This window comes from Micromonospora kangleipakensis (assembly GCF_004217615.1).
GTDB lineage: Bacteria > Actinomycetota > Actinomycetes > Mycobacteriales > Micromonosporaceae > Micromonospora > Micromonospora kangleipakensis.
The window spans coordinates 2,656,619-2,676,402 of the sequence record NZ_SHLD01000001.1 but is presented as its reverse complement, the minus strand read 5'-3'; the positions used below and the strand labels follow the sequence as shown (position 1 = coordinate 2,676,402).

Genomic DNA, 19,784 nt, shown 5'->3' with positions numbered 1-19,784 from the left:
GCTGATCAGCGGCGCTCCGGCCAGACCAGGAGGCCCCCGGAGGGCCGCAGGCAGACCAGGGCGGCGGCCGCGGCGGCGCAGTCGTCCCAGGAGCCCGGCAGCACGGCCCGGAACCGGGCCTGCCCGGCCGGGACGTCCAACTCGGCGACGAGGGTCCGGTCATCGCCGAGCCGGCGCAGCCCCAGCAGCGGGCGTGGGTCGCCGCCGCCGCCCAGCCGCCAGCGCCCCAGCCGGGCGAGCGTGCCGCCGGTCCGCGGGTCGACCACCGACAGCTCCATCTCCAGTCCGACGGCCGGGGCGCTGGCGAGGAGTCGGCCGCCGACCGGGCCGATCCCCAGCCAGCGGTCGTCCGTCCAGAGCGGACGCCCGGTCGCCGGGTCGACGGCCCGCAGCCCGGGACCCCGGTCGCGCAGGCAGATCACCCCGGCGCAGTCGGCGAACCAGGCCTCGGCCGACGGGCCGACCGGCATGCTCCAGCGCCGGTCCAGCCGGTCCAGACCGTACGCCGTGACCGTGCCCGGCGCCCCGTCGAGCAGCAGCAGGTCGCCGACGACCTGGGTGAACCGGTACGACACCCCGTCCGCGGCCGGCGGCACCCGGCCGGCACGCAGCAGCGCCCCCGAGCCGGCGTCGTGGACCTCCACTCGGCCGGCGGCGGTGACCAGCACCACCCGCGTCACGCCCCGGTCGCCGATCTCGTACGCGAGCCCGTTGCCGGGCAGCGGCAGCGACCACCTCGACCGGCCCGACACCGGGTCGACCGACCGGACGGTGCCCGTCCCGTCCGCCCGGGGCGTCTCGAAGAGCACGCCGTCGGACTCCGTCCGGACCGGGTAGCCGGGCTGTCGCCAGCGCACCGCCCCGGTCTCCGGGTCCAGCGCGGTGGAGGCGGGGTCGCCGGCCCCGGCAGGGCTGCTGATCACCAGCACCGCGCCGGCCATCGTGGTGAGACCGAGCGCGTGGTCGCCGGTGGGGAGGACGAACCGCCACAGCGGCTCCCCGTCGGGCAGCCGGTGCCCGGTCACCACCCGACCCGCCCGGCCCACCGTGCCCGGCCCGTCCGCGACCACCAGCCGGTCGCCGAGCACCAGGAAGCCGGCGCCCTGCGGGGCGGGCACCGTCACGGACGGCCCCCGGCCCGGGGCGGCGGCCGAGCCGGCCAGACCGAGCAACGCGGCACAGAGCAGCGCCGCGACGCGCGCCGACCGGGAAGGGGAACGGCGCGGGTCGGGCGGCGGCTCGACCTCGTCGCCGTGCCGCAGCTCGCCCAGCTCGATCACCGGACTCACGGCAGCCGCCACAGCCCGAACCCGCCATCGGCCCGTCGGCAGGCGAGCACGCCCGCGCCGACCCGGCAGTCGCCGAGCAGGCCGGGCAGCGCGCCGATCACCCGGGCCCGGGCGGCCACGGGATCGAGCTCGGCCACGACCAGCCGACCGTCCCAGCCCCACCGGGTGCCGATCAGCGGGTCGTCCCGGTCGGACCAGTTCGCCAGCTCCCAGCTGCCCAGGTCGGCCAGCAGGTGACCGGTCGCCGCCTCGACCACCGCGTACCGGGAGGCCCCAGCGGGGTCGGCCGCGATCACCAGGAACCGGCCGGCCGTGTCGCGCAGCACCGCCTGCCAGTGCTCGTCGTGCCACCGGGTCGCGCCGGTCGCCGGGTCGAGCGCCCACATCCCGCCGACCTGTTGGTAGGCGCAGAGCAGGGCGCCGCAGGAGCTCAGGTCGCCGACCAGGGAGAGCCGGGTCGTCCAGCGCCGGTCCAGGCGGTCCAGGCCGTAACCGGTGACCGTGGCGCCGTTGTCCCGGATCACCAGCAGCAGGTCGTCGATCACCGCTGTCCGCTGCCAGCTGGGCAGCTCACCGGGACGGATGTCGCGGGTGACCAGCCGGGCGCCGGAGACGGCGTCGCGCACCTCGACCTCGCCGGAGGCCGGTGCCAGCACGACCCGGTCGGCCCCGGCCGGGCCGTAGCGCAGGTCGACGCCGCCCGGCGTACGCAGCGACCACAGTGCCCGCCCGGACGGCACGTCGACCCGGCGGATCCTGCCCTGCCCCTCCGCCCCTTGGGTCTGGATGAGCACAGCGTCCCCCGCCTCGACCGCGACGCCGGGCTGTTGCCAGCCGAGCCGTCCGGTGCGGGCGTCGACGGTGAACGTCCCGTACGCGTCGTCGGCGCCGCCCACCGGCCCGGTGAGCAGCACCGATCCGGCCCGGTTCAGCAGCCCGACGTTGTCGCCAATGCCCACCGGTAGCGAGCTGCGCCACAGCAGGGCGGGCGGACCGTCGGCCGGAATCCGGTACGCGACCAGCTGCCGCCCCTCGTTCCGGTCCAGGTCGGACGGCTCGACCAGGTAGAGGCGGTCGCCGACGAGGAAGGCCGCCGCGCCGGGGCGGGCCGGCACGGCGGCGGCCGGACGCCCGACCGCCGGGACGCCGCCGGCGAGCGTGAGCAGGGCCACCGCCAGCACCGCCAGGATCCGGTACGGCCGCGCGGCGGACCGCTCCCGGGGCCGCGGCCGGGGCGTCGACGGTCCCGGCGCCGGGTCGTCGCGGAGCTCACCCAGATCGATGACGGTCACGGCCACCCCTCCCCGCCCGCCCGTCGGGCGGCACCGCCGGGACGCACCGGCCCGGCCGGGGCGACGCCGCGCCGCCTGTACGATGGCCCGTCGTGGCCGTGCCGGTGGTAGACCCCTCGTTGAACTCCGCGTCCGTCGCGGCCGAGTCCGTTGTGGCCGACCCGCCGCGCCGGCCGCGACGCCGGCCGGCCCGCGCCGACGTGCTGGCCATCGGAGCCTATGCGTTGCTCGGCGTTTTCGTCTGCCTCAACTACTGGGGGGACGTCCAGCACCGCGTGTCGTCGCACCTGCCGACGGACCACAGCTGGTTCGAGTGGCTCTTCGCGCACGGCGCCTACTCGGTACGGCACCTGGAGAACCCGCTCTTCACCGCCCGGCAGAACGCGCCCGACGGCGTGAACATGATGGCGAACACCTCGCTGCTCGGGGTCACCCTGCCGCTGGCGCCGCTCACCCTGCTCCTCGGCCCCCAGGTGATGTACGCGCTCTACCTGGGCGGGGCGCTCGCCGCGACGGCCGGCACGTCGTACTGGATGCTCTCCCGGCACCTGGTCCGGTCCCGGGGCGCGGCCTTCGTCGGCGGCGCGTTCCTCGGGTTCGCGCCCGGCATCGTGCACCACGCCAACGGGCAGCCGAACTTCGTCTCCAACTTCCTGCTCCCGCTGATCGTGGTGCGCGTGCTGCGCCTCGGCGAGCCGGGCCGGTGGTGGCGCAACGGCATCGCGCTCGGCGTGCTGGTCGCGTACCAAATCTTCATCAACGAGGAGATGCTGCTGCTCACCGCGTTGGCCTGCCTCGTGGTGGTGGCGGCGTACGCGGCGCAGCGACCGCGGGCGGCGTGGGCGCGGGCCGGCGCGTTCCTCGCCGCCGGCGGCGTCGGCGCCGGGCTCGCCCTGCTGCTGACCGCGTACCCGATCTGGTTCCAGTTCAACGGGCCGCAGTCCTACCGGGGCCTGCAGGGCGGCGTCTTCCACGGCTGGGGCGAGGACCTCGCCGCGTTCGTCACCTTCGCCCGGGACACCGTCGCCGGCGACGAGGCGGTGGAGAAGACGATCGGGTTGACCGAGCAGAACACCTGGTTCGGCTGGCCGCTGGTGCTGGTCGCGCTGGTCGCCCTGGTGCTGCTGGTCCGCCGCTCGTTCGCCGCCCGGATCCTCGCCGTGCTGGTGGTGGTCTTCACCGTCGCGGCGATCGGCCCGAAGGTGCGGTTCGACGGGGTGGAGACCGCGATCGACGGCCCCTGGGCGTACGTCCCGGACGACCTGCCGCTGGTCGAGATGATGATGCCGACCCGGCTCTCGCTGGTGGTGGCCGCCGCGGTCGGGGTGCTGCTGGCGCTGGCCTGGGACGCCCTCGCCGGCCGCGGCCGCCCGCCGGTCCCGGCGCCGCGCTCCGTCCCGGCCGCCGAGCGGACCGAGGGGACCGCCGAGCCGGCGCCGCCGGCCGCCGGGCCGCGGCGCCGCTGGCTGCGCCCGGTCGGGTACGGCGCGCTCACGCTCGCCCTGCTGCCGCTGGTCCCCCGGCCGCTGCCCGCGCAGCAGATCGACCCGCCGCCGCACTTCATCACGGCGGGCGGCTGGCGCCCGTACGTCCCGGCCGGCCGGACGCTGGTGCCGGTGCCCATTCCGAGCAACGTGCACGGCCTGCCCACGCTGCGCTGGAGCGCGCTGACCGGGCAGGCGTTCCCGATTCCCGGCGGCTACTTCATCGGCCCGAACGAGCAGGGCGAGGGGGTCTTCGGTGCGCCGAACCGGCCGACCAGCACCCTGATCTACGCCACCATGGACGCCGGCAGGGTGCCGCCGCTCACCGCGGAGAACCGTCGCCAGGCGGTCGAGGACCTGCGCTTCTGGAAGGCCTCGGTGGTGGTGCTCGGCGCCGGACCGCGCGAGGCGGTGCTCCGGGAGCTGATGACCGCCCTGCTCGGCCCGCCGCAGCGGGTCGACGACGTCTGGCTCTGGGACGTCCGTCCTCTGCTGCCCTGACCAGGGTCAGCCGGTGAGGGCGCGGACGTCCCAGATGTGAGCGCCGGGCACGTCGCGGCCGGGGCCGACGAGGGCGTCCAGCGTCGCGCGGACCGGGTCGGCGGGCGACGAGCCGGCCTGCACCAGGACGGCGGCCCGCCAGTGGCGCAGGTCCTCGACGGCCTGGCGCCGGTCCGCGTCGCCAACCGGCGGCACCTGGCCGCTCTCCGCGGCCCGGCGCAGCAGCAGCGAGGTCGGGGTGTCCGGCGCGCCCCAGTGCGCGGTCGGGTCGGCCGCGTCCGTCGGGCCGATGAAGTAGCCGCCGGGCGCGTCGAAGGCCAGCCCGGTCCGAGCCGACCAGAACGTGGCCGGGCTGACCGCCGCCCCGGTCACCGGCAGCAACGGCACCAGCGTCATCCCGGGCGGCACGTACGCCCGCCAGCCGCCGTCGGCCACGAACTGCGGCACCGGCCCGGCGGGCACGGTACGGATCGGCGTCGGGGCGAGCGGCAGCAGCGCGGCGACCACCGCCCCGGTCCAGAGCAGCCGCCGCGCCCGCCCGACGCCGTGGTCGTACGCCCGGTCCAGGGCGAGGGCGAGCAGCACCCCCAGCACCGGCACGCAGACCAGCGCGAACCGGGCGGGCACCACCAGGTCGAGCAGCGGCACCCCGCTGACCAGCCGGTACGGCCCGGGCAGTCCGGTCTCGTGGTGGGCGACCCGGATCCCGGTGCCGAGGGAGAGCAGGGCGAAGAGCAGGCCGCAGCCAGCCAGCGCGCGGACCAGCGGCCGCCGCCACAGCCGGACCACCACCAGCACGGCGAGCAGCGGCAGCGCCGGCCCGAAGAAGGAGTTCTCCTCGGTCGGGTTCGGCGAGAGCAGCCCCGCCGAGTGGCCGTCCCCGGCGACGGTCTGCCGGGCGACGGCGGTGAACGAGGCCGCGTCGAGGCGGAAGCCCGCCGCGAAGAAGGGCATCCCGGCGTAGTTGCCGGGGCCGTGGAACTGGAACCACAGCGGGTACGCCAGCAGCACCCCGGCCACCAGGGCGCCGACGCCGAGCCGGCCGAGCAGCGCGGGCGCCCGCCGGCGCGCGGCCCCCGGGTCGGCCAGCGCGTACGCCCCGGCGAGCACCCCGGCGGCGAGGGCGAGGAAGACCAGCACTTCCTCACCTAGGAAGACCTGGTACGCCACGGCCAGCCCGAGCAGCACCCCGTCCCGCCGTACCCGGTCGGCATTGGGCCGGAACACCAGGCCGAGGATCACCGGCACCAGGAACTGGGCGGCCATGTGCAGGTGCGCCCCGGCCTGCGAGACCATCCCGGGAGCGAAGCCGCAGAAGAGACCGCCCACCGCCGCCGCGGCCCGGGACCGGACCAACCGGCGGGCCAGCAGGGCGTACCAGGCGGTGGCGGTGCCGGCCAGGCAGCAGACCACGGCCACCAGGAAGGCCGCCTGGGAGCCGAAGAGCAGGGTCACCGGGGTCAGCGGCACACCCAGCCCGAGCACCGAGGTGTTGGCCATCAGGTTGACCCCGTCCGGGGCGTTCAGGGCGGTGCTGTGCAGCGGATTCTCCGCGCCGGTCACCGCCCGCGCGGCCCGGGCCAGCATCCACTCGAAGAGCATCTGGTCGCCGGCCTGGTGGAAGAGCCGCTCCGGGCGGCCCCACTGCCCGCCGGTGAGCAGCACGGCCAGCCCGAGGTAGCCGGCGACCACCAGCACGTCGACGCGGCGCGGCAGGTGGCGGCGGGGCCGCTCCGCCGGGGCGGCGTCGGGCGGGACGGCGGCCGGCGGGGCGGTGGTCAGGCCGACCGGTCGGTCAGTGTCCGGACGTCCCACAACCACACGTCCAACTCCTGCCGGCCGGGGCCGACGAGCTGCTCGACGGTACGCCGCAGCGGCTCGGCGTTCTGCTGGTCCAGCGGCAGCACCACGACGGCGGCCCGCCAGTGCCGCAGCTCGTCCAGGCAGCGGCGGCGCTGCCGATCGTCCAGCTTCGGCGTACGGCCGGTGGTGGCCACCTCCGCGAGCAGGTCGCCGATGCCGCTCGGCCGCCCGCCGAACCGGCCCGGGTCGCCGGTCACGCCGTTGCGTGGGGCGAGGAAGTAGCCACCGGGGATCTTGAAGTCCAGGTTGGTGCTGGCGGCCCAGCGCATCGCGTTGGTGTTGCCCATGCTGGTCACGGGCACCGCCACGAGGGTCTGGTCCGGGCCGACGTAGTCGCGCCAGCGGTCGGCGGTGATGAACCGGGGCACCGCGGGGCGGGTGGTGGCCTGCAACGGCAGCGGCGCGATCGGCAGCAGCGCGAGGACCAGGCCGGCGACGGTCAGGGTCCGCACGGTCCGCCGCTCGGCCGTCCGCAGCGACCAGGCCCGCTCGACCGCCAGGCTCAGCAGCACCCCGATCACCACGGTGGTGATCAGGCCGAACCGGGTGGGCACCACCGCGTCGAGGAGCGGCAGCCGGACCAGCAGCTCCCACGGGCCGGTGACGAGGTCCCGGTCCCACCAGGACACCCGCTCACCGAGGGAGAGCACCGCGAAGAACAGCCCGGTCGCCGCGAGCGCCCGGACCACGATCTCGCGCCGCAGCCAGACCACGATCCCGACGGCGAGCAGCGAGAGGCTCCAGCCGAAGAAGGCGTTCTCCTCGGAGTAGTTCGGGGCGAGGTTGACGTTGGCCCGCTCGTTGCCGCCGAGGGTGGGCGAGCCGGCGGCGAAGAACGCGGCGATGTCGTTGCCGTAGTCGCGGACCGTGTCGCTGAGCCCGTGGTATGCCATCGGCCCGGCGAACTGCACCCAGAGCGGGTACGCCAGCAGCGCCCCGGCCAGCACCCCGCAGACCGCCAACCCGGCGCCGAGCGGGCGCCACGCGGCCGACCAGAGCTCGCGACGCTGGGCGAGCACGGCGAGCAGGAAGACGCCGCAGGCCAGCGCGGTGAAGAGCAGGATCTCCTCGTTGATGAACGCCTGCACGGTGACCAGCAGGGCGAGCAGCGCGCCGTCGCGGACCGGGCGGGTGGCGCGGGTCAGCACCAGCACCCGCCAGACGATGAACGGCAGCAGGAACTGCGAGATGATGTTGGGGTGCCAGCTGGCGTGCGAGAGCATCGCCGGCGAGAACCCGCAGAACCAGCCACCCACCGCAGCGGCCAGCCGGGTCCGCACGACGTGCCGGGAGAGCACGTGGTACCAGGCGGCGGCGGTGCCGGCAAGGCCGAGCGTCACCAGCGTCACGAAGGAGACGGCCGGTCCGAAGAGGAGGGTGATCGGCACCATCGGGATGCCGAGCGCCAGGATGGCGGTGTTCGCCATCAGGTTGACCCCGTCGGGGTAGTTGAACTGGTCGGTGTAGAACGGGAACTCCCCGTGCAGCACCACCCGGACGGAGTGGGCGAGGAAGAACTGCACCTGCGCCGGGTCGCTGCTGTAGAGCGGGGCGACCCGGCCGGCCGGGTCGGCCCAGATCCGGCTGGTCACCCAGACCGCGGCGAGCAGGAAGACGCCGTGCACCGCGAGGTCCTGCCGCCGGGGCGTCCACCGCCAGCGACGCCGGGCGGCCGGGCGGTCGGCGCCGGTGACCCGGTCGGCGTCGGCCACCTGCGGGGAGCCGGTCGGGGTGTCGGCATCCGGTGGGGAGTCGACACGGGCCTCGGCAGACGTCACAGTCGGCGGAGTCTACCGGAGCGGGGAAAACGGCACGAAACGCGTCGCACGGTCCTCAGTGGCCTGGGACGGCGGCGAGGCGGGCGCGGTCCGGCGATCGGACATCTCGTACCATGTGGCTTCGAAAAACGACCGGCGACGCGATCGGGGGCGTACAGGTGGCTTCAGTCCGCCGGCGCGGCACGACGGCCACCGCACTGCTGACGCTGCTGCTGACCGCGACCGCGTGCGGTCCGGTCGCCGACCGGCGGGCGACGACGCTGCCGGTCGGTTACGACAGCCTGGACGGGTCGCTGGCGGTCTGGCCGGCGCGCGGCAGTCTGGCCGGTGATGCCGCCGCGACGGCGGCGGTCACCGCAGCGGTACGCGACTGGCGTTCGCCGATCGACGACCGGGCGCACCTGCCCTCGTCGGGCATCCTCTTCTCCGGCCAGGTGGACGGGACACCGCTGGCGCTGGTCGTCGCGGACGTGCCCGGCGAGGGCGCGTCCTGGCTGCTGCAGCTCGCCCGGGACGGCGAGCGGTGGACGGTCCGCCACGCCACCGAGTACACCGACCCCGGCTACCTGGTCTACTCCGACGTGTTGCCGGTGCAGCTCCCGGCGGGCCGGCGCTACCTGACCTCCGCCCGGGTGGAGCGGCTGCTCGGCCCGGACGGGCGGGCGCTGCCCACCGCCGACGGCATCACCGCGCCGGTCGCCGTGCCGCCCTGCCGGGCGGTGGGGCTGACCGCGACCCTGCGGCCCACCCGGTCGCTGCCGCGCGGCCGGGCCGCGGACCGCCTGCTCGACCTCGGTACGGCCACCGCCGACCCGCGGTACCCGCTGGTCCGCGACGAGAGCGGCTCGGGCCGGCGGGCGCTGACCGGGCTGGACACCTGCGTGCTCGCCGGCGAGCGCGGCCCGTTCGGCAGCGTCCCGCGCCGGATCGGCGACCGGGACGCTGCCCGCTCGGCGCCGGAGTCCTGGCCGATGGCGAAGCTCGCCGTCCGCACCCTGGGCGAGGTCGCCTTCGGTGGCGGCGAGCCGGCCGACCTGGAGCAGCTGAGCTGGGAGAGTGCCACCGGCACGATGACCGCGGTGGTCTACCGCCCGGCCGACGGCGGGACCCCGGTGGTCTCCCCCGCCGACCGCGCCACCACCCTCCAGGCGTACCTGCTGCCGATGCCGGGGCAGCCGCTGACGGTGCTGAGCTGGCGGGCCACCCGGGACGCTTCGTTCGCGGCGCCGCCGGGCACCTCCCGGCTGGTGGACCGGCCGGGTCTGGTGGTGGCGCCGCAGCCGGCGACGAAGCAGACGTTCAGCCTGGCCGGCACCGAGAAGACCTGGTACCGGTCGGTCGGCGGTCGCTGACCGTGGCGACGAACGGGCGGCCCGGGTGCGCGGCCGCCCGTTCGTCGTGCTGCGTCAGTTCTTGGCGCCGGCCTCGTCGCGCTCGACGTCCTCGACGGGCTGGGCGTCGAGGCCGGAGATCCAGCCGGTGACGTCCCGGGCCACGTCCTGCGCGGTCAGGCCGAGGTCCGCGAGGATCTGCGCGCGGGTGCCGTGCGGGTGCCAGTCGGCCGGCACGCCCAGGTCGCGCAGCGGCACCCGGACGTCGGCGTCCCGCATCGCCTGGGCGAGGGCGTCGCCGACGCCGCCGACCCGGACGCCGTCCTCGACGGTGACCACGAGCCGGTGTCCGGCGGCCAGCTCGACCAGCTCGGCCGGGACCGGGCGGACCCAGCGCGGGTCGACCACGGTCACCCCGTAGCCCTGCTCGGCGACCCGGGCGGCCACCTCCATGCCCAGCCCGGCGAAGGAGCCGACGGCGACCAGCAGCACGTCGGTGCGGGCCGACTCGGCGAGCACGTCGACGGTGCCGACCCGGCGGACGGCCGGCAGGTCGGCGGCGACCGTGCCGGTCGGGAAGCGGAGGATGGTCGGGCCGTCGTCGACGGCGATCGCCTCGCGCAGCTCCTCGCGGAGGCTGCCGGCGTCCCGGGGAGCGGCGATCCGCAGGCCGGGCACCACACCGAAGACGGACATGTCCCAGATGCCGTAGTGGCTCGGTCCGTCCGGGCCGGTGATGCCGGCGCGGTCCAGCACGAAGGTCACCGGCAGCTTGTGCATCGCCACGTCCAGCAGGACCTGGTCGAAGGCCCGGTTGAGGAAGGTGGCGTAGACCGCCACCACCGGGTGCAGGCCGCCCATCGCCAGGCCGGCCGCCGAGGTGGCGGCGTGCTGCTCGGCGATACCGACGTCGTAGACCCGGTGCGGGTGCTTGCGGGCCAGGGTGGCGATGCCGGTCGGCTCGGCCATGGCGGCGGTGATACCCACCACGTCGGGCCGCTCGTCGGCGATCGCGACCAGCTCGTCGGCGAAGACGTTGGTCCACTTCACCGACGGGACGGCGAGCAGCTTGCCGGTCTCCGCGTCGAACGCACCCGGGCCGTGCAGGCAGTCCGCCTCGTCCTCCTCGGCCGGGCGGTAGCCGTAGCCCTTGCGGGTCACCGCGTGCACTATCACCGGGCCGCCGAAGTGCTTCGCGGCGCGCAGCGACGACTCGACCGCGGCGATGTCGTGCCCGTCGACCGGGCCGACGTACTTGATGCCGAGGTCCTCGAACATGGCCTGCGGCGCGACCGCGTCCTTGATGCCCTTCTTGACCGCGTGCAGCACCTCGTACATCGGCTTGCCGACCAGCGGGGTGGAGCCGAGGGCGTCCTTGACGGTGTCGAGCACCTTCTCGTAGCCGGGGTTGAGCCGCAGCGACGAGAGGTGGTCGGCGAGGCCGCCGATGGTCGGGGAGTACGACCGGCCGTTGTCGTTGACCACGATCACCAGCGGGTTGCCGGCGGTGGCGATGTTGTTCAGCGCCTCCCAGCACATGCCGCCGGTCAGCGCGCCGTCGCCGACCACGGCGACCACGCTGCGCTGCTCGCCCCGCAGCGCGTACGCCTTGGCCAGCCCGTCGGCGTAGGACAGGGCGGTGGAGGCGTGCGAGTTCTCGATCAGGTCGTGCTCGCTCTCGGCCTGGCTCGGGTAGCCGGAGAGGCCGCCGCGCTGGCGGAGCTTGTCGAAGCCGTCCTGCCGGCCGGTGAGGATCTTGTGCACGTAGGCCTGGTGGCCGGTGTCGAACAGGAGCCGGTCCCGCGGGGAGTCGAAGACCCGGTGCATCGCCAGGGTCAGCTCCACCACGCCCAGGTTCGGACCGACGTGCCCGCCGGTACGGGAGACCTTGGCGATCAGGAAGTCACGGATCTCTGCGGCGAGGATGTCCAGCTGCTCGGCGGTCATCCGCTTCACGTCCTGCGGGCCGCGGACGGCGCCCAGCAGCCGGCCGTGGTTGGCCGTGCCCTCTTCAACACTCATGACGGAAGAGTCTATCGGCCGTCCGACAGCCCGCAGCTCGGCCCGAGATCACCGCAGGTCAGAGCGGGTATGCCCTGCTCAGGGCGGTGGCCGGCGTCAGCCGGTGATCACCAGCCGGCGCGGCGGCTCCGGCGGGACGGCGGCGTACGCCGGCCCGGCCGGGGTCCACGAGCCGAGCACGGCGACCCGCCGCGCCCCGGTCACCGACGGGATCGCCCCGGGCAGGCCGTGCCAGGAGAGCCAGCCGAGCAGGGCGAACGCGTACGCCTCCTTGGCCTGCGCCGGCACGCCGAGCTCGTCGGTGGTGCGCAGCCGCCAGCGGCCGGCGCCGAGCGCGGCCAGCCGGCCCCGGAGTGTGGGATTGCGCACCCCGCCGCCGGCGGCGACCACCTCGGTGACCCGGTGCCGGTCGCACTCGGCGGCCACCGTGCGGGCGGTCAACTCGGTCAGCGTGGCCAGCACGTCGTCGGCGGCCACCGGCGCGCCCAGCGCGGCCAGCCGGTCGTCCAGGTAGCCCGCGTGGAACAGCTCCTTGCCGGTCGACTTGGGCGGGGCCGCCGCGTAGTAGGGCTCGGCGAGCAGCAGCTCCAGCAGCCCGGGGTGCACCCGCCCGGCCGCCGCGCGGGCCCCGTCGAGGTCGCAGGGGCGGCCGAGGAGCCGGCGGGCGGCCGCGTCGAGCAGCGCGTTGGCCGGGCCCACGTCGTACCCGAGGACGGGCGCGCCGGGCGCGACCACGGTGAGGTTGGCGATGCCGCCGAGGTTGAGCGCGGCCCGCGGCCCGGCGGACGGGTCGAGCAGCAGCGCGTCGAAGGCCGGCACCAGCGGCGCGCCCTGCCCGCCGGCCGCGACGTCCGCCGACCGCAGGTCGCTGAGGACCGGTACGCCGACCCGCGCGGCCACCCGGGCCGGCGCGCCGAGCTGCAGGGTGCCCCGGGCCCGGCCCGCCTCGACCCAGTGGAAGACGGTCTGCCCCGGCGAGACCACCGCGTCGGCCCGGCCCCCGGCCAGCTCCACGCCGATCGCCGCCGCCTCGGCGAAGACGTCGCCGAGCCGGTTGTCCAGCCGGCAGACCGCCTCGATGGTGGTGCCGCCCGGCGGCAGCAGCGCGCCGATCTCGGCCCGCAGCCCGTCGTCGTAGTCCAGGCTGGCCGTGCCGAGCGGCCGCAGCCGCAGCGTCTCCCCGTCGCGGGTGAACTCGGCCGCGGCCACGTCCACCCCGTCGTACGAGGTCCCCGACATCAGCCCGACGATCTTCATCGCGCCAGGCTATCGGGCGGGTCGGCCCGACCCCACCACCCTCGTGCGCAGCCAGGTCGGCGCCCGGGCCGCGGGTGACGGGTCGCGGTCGCCGTGCGCCACCGGTCGCACCGGGCGACGTCGGCTCAGTCCGGCGGCAGGAGCAGCCCCACCAGCTCGACGTGCTGGGTCATCGGGAACAGGTCGAAGCCGCGCAGCGCGGCCAGCCGCCAGCCCAGCCCGGTGAAGGTACGCACGTCCCGGGCGAAGGCGGCCGGGTCGCAGGCGACGTACGCCACCGCGCGCGGACGGGCGGCCACCACGTCCCGCACCACCTGGGCGCCCGCGCCGGAGCGCGGCGGGTCGAGCACCACCACGTCGACCGGGCCGGTGACCCGGCGGCGGGCCAGCGCGGTCTCCACCCGGGCCGCGACCACCTCCACCCGGGGCAGGTCGGCCAGGTTCTCCCGGGCCGCGGCCACGCCCTCCGCGGACGACTCGACCAGGGTGACCCGGGCCTCGCCGACCCGGCCGGCCAGGGCCGCGGCGAAGAGCCCGGCGCCGCCGTACAGGTCCCAGGCGGTCTCCCCGGGGCGCGGGTCGAGCAGGTCGAGGACCGCGCCGACCAGGGTGTCCGCCGCGGCCGGGTGGACCTGCCAGAAGCCCGACGCGGGCAGCCGCCAGTCCCGCCCGGCGGCCACCTCGCGCACCACCGCCGGTCCGCTGACCGGCGTGGGGACCCCCTCGGCCAGCGCCACCACGCTGACATCGCCGCCGGTGGAGGCGACCGTCTCGACCGCGTCCGCGTCCGGCCAGCGGGCGCCGCTGGGGGTGAGCACCGGCAGCTCCTGGATCGCCGGGTGGGCGATCAGGCAGCGGTCGATCGGCACCACCTCGTGCGAGCGGTGCTTGAGCAGCCCGGCCCGGCCGGCGCCGTCGACCGCGTACCGGACCCGGGAGCGCCAGCCCAGCAGCCCGCCGGGCAGCGCCTCGACCCGGACGCCGAGCCCGTCGATTTCGGCGTCGGTCAGCCCACCCAGCCGGGTGAGCTGCTCGCGCACCACGGCGGTCTTCCAGGCCAGCTGCGCCCCGGGCGCCACGTGCTGCAGGTCGCAGCCGCCGCAGCGGCCCGGCTTCGCGTACGGGCAGGGCGCCTCGACGCGGTCCGGGGAGGCCTCCAGGATCTCCACCGCGTCCGCCCGGGCGAAGCCCCGGTGCACCTCGGTCACCTCGGCCACCACCCGCTCGCCGGGGAGCGCGTGCCGCACGAAGACCACCTGGCCGTCGAGCCGGGCCACGCAGTGCCCGCCCGGCGCGACCGCGTCCACGGTCAGCTCGACCCGCTCGGCCTCCTCCAGCCCTCGCCGCGCGCCGACGGCCTCATCGGCGGTCACCGGCGCTCCCCGGCCGGGCCGCTCTCGCCGGGCGGCGCGGAGACCACCGGCGGGACGGTCGGCGGCAGGGTGCTGCGCGGGGCGACCCGCGGCCCGCGCGCCGGGCCGCGGGTGAGCGTGGCGTCCAGCCGGTCCAGGTTCTTGCTGGCGGTCGAGGCGAGCTGCCACGGCACGCTGGTCACCATCACCCCCGGCTCGAAGAGCAGCCGGCCCTTGAGCCGCAGTGCGCTCTGGTTGTGCAGCAGGTTCTCCCACCAGCGGCCGACCACGTACTCGGGGATGAAGACGGTGACCACGTCGCGCGGCGACGCCCGGCGGGTGGAGGCCACGAAGTTGAGGATCGGCCGGGTGATCTCCCGGTACGGCGAGTCGACCACGGTCAGCGGGACCGGCATCTCCCGCCGCTCCCACTCCTCCTGGAGCTGGCGGGTGTCCTTCTCGTCCACGTTCACGGTCACCGCGGTGAGCGTGTCCGGCCGTGTCGCCCGGGCGTACGCGATGGCCCGCAGGGTCGGCTGATGCACCTTGCTGACCAGCACGATGGCGTGGTTGCGGGCGGGCAGCACGCCCCGCGCCTCGGTCGGCTCCAGCTCGGCGGCGACCCGGTCGTAGTGCCGGCGGATGGCCAGCATCAGCAGGTAGATCACCGCCATCGCGGCGATCGCGATCCAGGCGCCGAGCAGGAACTTGGTGATCAGCACGATGACCAGCACGATGCCGGTCATCGCCATGCCGAAACTGTTGATGGCCCGGGAGCGGATCATCCGGTGGCGCGCCTCCGGGTCCCGCTCGGTCCGCAGGTGCCGGTTCCAGTGTCGGATCATGCCGGCCTGGGAAAGCGTGAAGGAGACGAAGACGCCGACGATGTAGAGCTGGATCAACCGGGTCACCTCGGCCTGGAACCCGATGATCAGCACGATCGCGAAGACGGCGAGGAAGACGATGCCGTTGGAGAAGGCCAGCCGGTCGCCCCGGGTGTGGAACTGCCGGGGCAGGTAGCGGTCCTGGGCCAGGATCGAGCCGAGCACCGGGAAGCCGTTGAACGCGGTGTTCGCGGCCAGGAAGAGGATCAGCGCGGTCATCCCGGCGACGACGAAGAGCAGCGCCGAACCGGAGCCGAAGACCGTCTCGCCGAGCTGGGTGGTGACGGTCTTCTGCACGTACCCGTCGGGCCCGGAGACGATCTGCGAGGGGTCCTCGACGAACTGGAGCCCGGTGAGCCGGGACAGCCAGATGATGCCGACCAGCATGCTCACCGCGATGGTGCCGAGCAGCAGCAGGGTGGTGGCCGCGTTGCGGCTCTTCGGCGCCTTGAACGCGGGCACCCCGTTGGAGATGGCCTCCACACCGGTGAGCGCGGCGCAGCCGGAGGAGAAGGTCCGCAGCAGCAGGAAGACCAGCGCGAAGCCGGCCACGCTGTGCTCCGGGCGGATCACCAGGTCGGCGCTGGGGGCGCGCAGGTCGTCGCCGAGCACGAAGACCCGGACCAGCCCGGTGAGGATCATCCCGACCATCACGATGATGAAGCCGTAGGTGGGGATCGCGAAGGCGGTCCCCGACTCGCGCAGCCCGCGCAGGTTGATCGCGGTCAGCACCGCCACCGCGAGGACCGCGATCATCACCTTGTGGGTGCCCACGAAGGGCACCACCGAGCCGAGGTTGGCCACGCCCGAGGAGACCGAGACGGCGACGGTGAGGACGTAGTCGACCAGCAGCGCGCTGCCCACCGCCAGGCCGGCGCGCGGCCCGAGGTTGACCGTGGCCACCTCGTAGTCACCGCCACCCGAGGGGTACGCGTGCACGTTCTGCCGGTAACTGGCCACCACGGTGAGCATCACCACGACGACGGCGAGCGCGATCCACGGCGAGAACACGAACGCCGACGCCCCCGCGATGGAGAGGGTCAGCAGGATCTCGTCCGGCGCGTACGCGACGCTCGAGAGCGCGTCGGAGGCGAAGACCGGCAGCGCGATGCGCTTGGGGAGGAGGGTGTGCTGGAGTCGGTCGGACCGGAACGGTCGACCGACGAGGAGTCGCTTCAGCAGCGAGGTGGGACTGGCCACAAGCGCTAAGGGTACGACCAACCCCCGCCGGCCGTCGGGGGTGCCTGATCAACCTTCCGCGCGCCCGCGCGGTACGGTCGGTCCCCCGCCCGCGGCGGGGACGTGGCAGGCTCGCAGACGACGGGCCCACCGGGGAGCACCGTGGGAGGAGCGGACACCGTGCATGTCGTGATCATGGGCTGCGGCCGGGTCGGGTCGACCCTCGCCCACAGCCTGGAGTCCCGGGGGCACTCGGTGGCGGTGATCGACCAGGACGCGGACGCGTTCCGCCGCCTCGGCCCCGACTTCGCCGGCATCACCGTCACCGGCGCCGGCTTCGACGGTGAGGTGCTGCGCCAGGCCGGCATCGAGCGGGCGGACGCCTTCGCGGCCGTCTCCAGCGGCGACAACTCCAACATCATCTCGGCCCGGCTGGCGCGGGAGACCTTCGGCGTCTCCCGGGTCGCCGCCCGCATCTACGACCAGCGCCGGGCGCAGGTCTACGAGCGGCTCGGCATCCCCACCGTGGCCACCGTCCGGTGGACCGCCGACCGGATGCTGCGGCACCTGGTCCCCGAGGGGAACGTCGAGATCTTCCGGGACCCGACCAGCACCGTGTCGATCGTCGAGGTGCCGGTGCACAAGGACTGGATCGGCCGGTCGCTGCGGCAGCTGGAGGAGGGCGTCGGGGCCCGGGTGGCGTACCTGATCCGCTTCGGGATCGGGATGCTGCCGACCGCCTCCACCGTGGTGCAGGAGGGCGACCAGGTCTTCATGCTGGTGACCGACGACATCGCGGGTTCGGTCACGTCGGTGGCGGCGACGCCGCCGGAAGGAGGGCACTGACCATGCGCATCGCCATCGCCGGCGCGGGCAACGTCGGCCGGTCGATCGCCCAGGAGCTGATCGACAACGGCCACCAGGTGATGCTGATCGAGCGGCAGCCCAAGATGCTCCGCCCGGACCGGGTGCCGGCCGCCGATTGGGTGCTCGCCGACGCCTGCGAGCTGGCCAGCCTGGAGGAGGCCAACCTCGCCGGCTGCGACGTGGTGGTCGCCGCCACCGGGGACGACAAGGTCAACCTGGTGGTCTCGCTGCTGGCCAAGACCGAGTTCGCGGTGCCCCGGGTGGTCGCCCGGGTCAACCGGGCCGAGAACGAGTGGCTCTTCACCGACCAGTGGGGCGTCGACGTCGCGGTGAGCAAGCCGCGGGTGATGGCCGCCCTGGTCGAGGAGGCGGTCACCGTCGGCGACCTGGTCCGGCTGATGACCTTCCGGCAGGGCGAGGCGAACCTGGTCGAGATCACCCTGCCGCCCACCGCGCCGTACGTCGGCCAGCCGATCCACGCGGTGCCGCTGCCCCGGGACGCCGCCCTGGTGGCGATCCTGCGCGGCAAGCGGGTGCTGGTGCCGAGCCCGGACGACCCGATCGAGGCCGGCGACGAGCTGGTCTTCGTGTGCACCGCCCAGGTGGAGGACGAGGTCCGCGCGGTGATCCTCGGCCCGGACAGCGTCGAGCGCACCCGCGGCAAGGGCTGAGGGGCGCCCGCGGGTGTCACCGCCGGCCGGCCCGGGCGGCCGGCGGCGGGGCTCAGGCGCCGGGTAGCGGCTCCGGCGCGGTCTCCCGGGTCACCCGACGCACCGTCCAGACCGTGATGAGCAGCAGCAGCGCGTACGGCGGGTAGCCCAGCGCCAGCCGGGCCACGCCCAGCGCGGTGTCCTGGTGGGCCAGGTAGAGCCCGGCCTGCACGCCCACCTTGGCCAGCCAGACCACACCCCAGAGCACGGTGAGCTGGGTGAAGGTGCGCACCAGCCGCGGGTCGCCCCGCCACTCGGCGCGCCCCTTGGCGACCAGCACCGACCAGATCCAGCCCACCAGGGGCTGCCGGATCGCCGCCGAGATCAGCAGGGCGAGCCCGTAGCCGATGCCGTAGAGGATGCCGGGGAGGTAGAAGTCCCGCTCGTCGCCGGTACGCCAGGCGATGGCCGCGCCGATCGCGATGCCGAAGAGCCCGTTGACCGCGTGCCGGACCGGCCGGCGCTGGGCCAGCCGCAGGCCGGCGATGAGCAGCGCCACCGCCACCGAGGCGATGACCGCCGGGCGCAGCTCGCCCACCACGTTGGCGAGCACGAAGACCACCACGGGGATGCTCGACTCGACCAGGCCGCGCCAGCCGCCGAGCTGGTCGGCCATCTGCTCGGCGAGGCTGGGCAGCCGTCCGTCGTCCGGCGGCCCGGTCTCCGGCTCGGTGGTCCGGGGCTGTCCCGTCGTCACTTCGGCGACTCCAGCTCGTAGTACGGGTTGTAGATCACCTTGCGGTCGTCCCGTACGGCCACCCGGCCGCGGGCGGTGAGGTGCCGGCCCGGCTCGATGCCGGCGATGTGCCGGCGGCCCAGCCAGACCAGGGTGACCACGTCGCTGCCGTCGTAGAGGTCCGCCTCCAGCGTCGGCAGGTTCGTCCGGGGCGTGTAGACCACCGTGCGGAGCCGCCCGGCGACCGAGACCACCTGGCCCCGCATGCACTGCCGGGCCGGCATGCCGCCGGACTGGGCGCTCTCCCGGCGCAGCTCCTGCGCCTCGATCTCGGCCTCGCTCGCGGTGAGCCGTTGCAGGATGCGCCGCAGCGACACCCGGCTCTCGTCGGTCGTCATGACCTCCGCGTCACCCTCTCCACGCTGGCCGGTCCGCGCCGGCGCTGGCCCGGCCCCGGAATGCCGGAACCGTCCCGCCAGCGTACGCCGCTCCGGCCGCGCGGCGGAGCCCGCGTCCACGGGGCCACCTGCCCGGCGTACGGCGGCGGCGGCCGGCACGCGACGGGCCCGGCGCCGCCGGCGGGAGCCGACGGCACCGGGCCCGGTGTGGATGCCTCAGACCTCGCGCTGGCCGGGTGCGGGATTCTCCTGGGTGGCCTGCTCGGCCATCTCGCGGGGCAGCCGCAGCGGCAGCGGCTCGCGGACCGGCTTCGCCTCGTGCCCCCGGTCGACCACCAGGCCGTCGAGGCAGGCCGCCAGCGGGCCGGCCGCGGTCGGGTCGGTGGCGGCCGCGCCCTGGTAGACGCCGCGGACCATCCAGCGCGGCCCGTCGATGCCGACGAAACGCAGGTCGGTCGGGCCGTCCGGGGTGCGGACCCGGGCGCGCAGCTCGGTGCCGTACTCCCCCTCGACCTCGTCGGCGGCGGCGCCGTCGTTGGACAGCGACTGCCGGATCTCCTCGCGCACCTCGTCCCAGATGCCCTCGGAGCGGGGCGCCGCGAAGACGCCGAGTTGCAGGGCGCTCTCCCCGTGCACGAGCACGACCTGTTGGATCACGCCCTGGGGGTCGGCCTGCACCCGGACCTCGACCTCGGGCACCGCCGGGATCTGCAGGCTGCCCAGGTCCAGCCGGGGCATGTCGGGCGCCTCGGAGGCGTCGTACGGGCCCCGGGACGGCGTCTCCGGGCTCGACTCCTCGGCGTCGTAGGAGTCGAGGACCTCGGCGGTCCGCTCGTCACGCGCGTGCCGCGCGCCACCGGCCCGCTTTCGGGAGAAGATCACTGCGCCCACCCTCCGCTGT

At 75.3% G+C, this 19,784-nt stretch carries 15 protein-coding genes; 4 read left to right on the top strand and 11 right to left on the bottom strand.

The genetic code is table 11. The features are described 5' to 3' along the window. Positions 1-5: 5 nt before the first annotated feature. Both EV384_RS12970 and EV384_RS12965 read right to left on the bottom strand, forming a co-directional pair. The gene (locus EV384_RS12970; protein ID WP_130333285.1) at positions 6-1,289 is read right to left on the bottom strand and encodes a PQQ-binding-like beta-propeller repeat protein; all 1,284 of its coding nucleotides are present in this window, start codon (positions 1,287-1,289) and stop codon (positions 6-8) included. Beyond that, positions 1,286-2,581, bottom strand: a complete 1,296-nt coding sequence (locus tag EV384_RS12965) for an outer membrane protein assembly factor BamB family protein (RefSeq protein WP_130333284.1) — start codon at positions 2,579-2,581, stop codon at positions 1,286-1,288. Before EV384_RS12965 ends, EV384_RS12970 begins: the two co-directional genes overlap by 4 nt. 98 nt (positions 2,582-2,679) lie before the next feature. Here EV384_RS12965 and EV384_RS12960 point away from each other — a divergent pair, with 98 nt between their 5' ends. Then, positions 2,680-4,566, top strand: a complete 1,887-nt coding sequence (locus EV384_RS12960) for a DUF6311 domain-containing protein (RefSeq protein ID WP_423202952.1) — start codon at positions 2,680-2,682, stop codon at positions 4,564-4,566. Positions 4,567-4,572: 6 nt separating this feature from the next. On the opposite strand, the gene EV384_RS12955 is transcribed toward EV384_RS12960, so the two are convergent. After that, on the bottom strand, positions 4,573-6,381 hold the full coding sequence (locus EV384_RS12955; RefSeq protein WP_242624028.1) for a DUF6311 domain-containing protein: 1,809 nt from the start codon (positions 6,379-6,381) through the stop codon (positions 4,573-4,575). After that, complete coding sequence (locus tag EV384_RS12950) at positions 6,345-8,207, bottom strand: DUF6311 domain-containing protein (protein WP_130333278.1); 1,863 nt, start codon at positions 8,205-8,207, stop codon at positions 6,345-6,347. Before EV384_RS12950 ends, EV384_RS12955 begins: the two co-directional genes overlap by 37 nt. A 158-nt stretch (positions 8,208-8,365) precedes the next feature. On the opposite strand from EV384_RS12950, the gene EV384_RS12945 reads away from it, so the two are divergent. Further along, positions 8,366-9,559, top strand: coding sequence for a hypothetical protein (locus EV384_RS12945; protein WP_130333276.1), 1,194 nt, complete (start codon positions 8,366-8,368; stop codon positions 9,557-9,559). Positions 9,560-9,613: 54 nt separating this feature from the next. Here the strand turns inward: EV384_RS12945 and dxs are convergent, their stop codons facing one another. From dxs to EV384_RS12925, 4 genes are all read right to left on the bottom strand, one after another. Next, positions 9,614-11,560, bottom strand: coding sequence for a 1-deoxy-D-xylulose-5-phosphate synthase (dxs, locus tag EV384_RS12940; RefSeq protein WP_130333274.1), 1,947 nt, complete (start codon positions 11,558-11,560; stop codon positions 9,614-9,616). Between the two features lie 96 nt (positions 11,561-11,656). Continuing rightward, positions 11,657-12,817 carry an anhydro-N-acetylmuramic acid kinase gene (locus EV384_RS12935; protein WP_130333272.1) on the bottom strand — a complete coding sequence of 387 codons (1,161 nt, stop codon included), beginning with the start codon at positions 12,815-12,817 and terminating at the stop codon, positions 11,657-11,659. 125 nt (positions 12,818-12,942) lie between these two features. Next, positions 12,943-14,190, bottom strand: coding sequence for a class I SAM-dependent RNA methyltransferase (locus EV384_RS12930; protein ID WP_207232309.1), 1,248 nt, complete (start codon positions 14,188-14,190; stop codon positions 12,943-12,945). Continuing rightward, complete coding sequence (locus tag EV384_RS12925) at positions 14,187-16,253, bottom strand: APC family permease (protein WP_130333270.1); 2,067 nt, start codon at positions 16,251-16,253, stop codon at positions 14,187-14,189. Before EV384_RS12925 ends, EV384_RS12930 begins: the two co-directional genes overlap by 4 nt. A gap of 159 nt (positions 16,254-16,412) precedes the next feature. Between EV384_RS12925 and EV384_RS12920 the strand changes: the two genes are divergently transcribed. Both EV384_RS12920 and EV384_RS12915 read left to right on the top strand, forming a co-directional pair. Further along, positions 16,413-17,078: a potassium channel family protein gene (locus tag EV384_RS12920; RefSeq protein WP_130333268.1), complete on the top strand. Its 666-nt coding sequence runs from the start codon at positions 16,413-16,415 to the stop codon at positions 17,076-17,078. 2 nt (positions 17,079-17,080) lie between these two features. Then, entirely contained in the window at positions 17,081-17,770 is a 690-nt protein-coding gene (locus EV384_RS12915) for a potassium channel family protein (RefSeq protein WP_130333266.1), read from the top strand. A gap of 52 nt (positions 17,771-17,822) precedes the next feature. Here the strand turns inward: EV384_RS12915 and EV384_RS12910 are convergent, their stop codons facing one another. The 3 genes from EV384_RS12910 to EV384_RS12900 form a co-directional block, all read right to left on the bottom strand. Beyond that, positions 17,823-18,506: a DUF3159 domain-containing protein gene (locus tag EV384_RS12910; RefSeq protein WP_130333264.1), complete on the bottom strand. Its 684-nt coding sequence runs from the start codon at positions 18,504-18,506 to the stop codon at positions 17,823-17,825. Further along, positions 18,503-18,883, bottom strand: a complete 381-nt coding sequence (locus EV384_RS12905; RefSeq protein ID WP_130333262.1) for an OB-fold nucleic acid binding domain-containing protein — start codon at positions 18,881-18,883, stop codon at positions 18,503-18,505. Before EV384_RS12905 ends, EV384_RS12910 begins: the two co-directional genes overlap by 4 nt. Before the next feature lie 216 nt (positions 18,884-19,099). After that, a complete protein-coding gene (locus EV384_RS12900) occupies positions 19,100-19,765 on the bottom strand; it encodes a DUF3710 domain-containing protein (protein WP_130333260.1) in 666 nt (221 codons plus the stop codon). Positions 19,766-19,784: the final 19 nt, after the last annotated feature.

What these genes read in the sequence shown, in the direction of transcription:
- dxs (WP_130333274.1), bottom strand. Translation starts at nt 11,560, where the DNA reads ATGAGTGTTGAAGAGGGCACGGCCAACCACGGCCGGCTGCTGGGCGCC.
- EV384_RS12935 (WP_130333272.1), bottom strand. Translation starts at nt 12,817, where the DNA reads ATGAAGATCGTCGGGCTGATGTCGGGGACCTCGTACGACGGGGTGGAC.
- EV384_RS12915 (WP_130333266.1), top strand. Translation starts at nt 17,081, where the DNA reads ATGCGCATCGCCATCGCCGGCGCGGGCAACGTCGGCCGGTCGATCGCC.
- EV384_RS12905 (WP_130333262.1), bottom strand. Translation starts at nt 18,883, where the DNA reads ATGACGACCGACGAGAGCCGGGTGTCGCTGCGGCGCATCCTGCAACGG.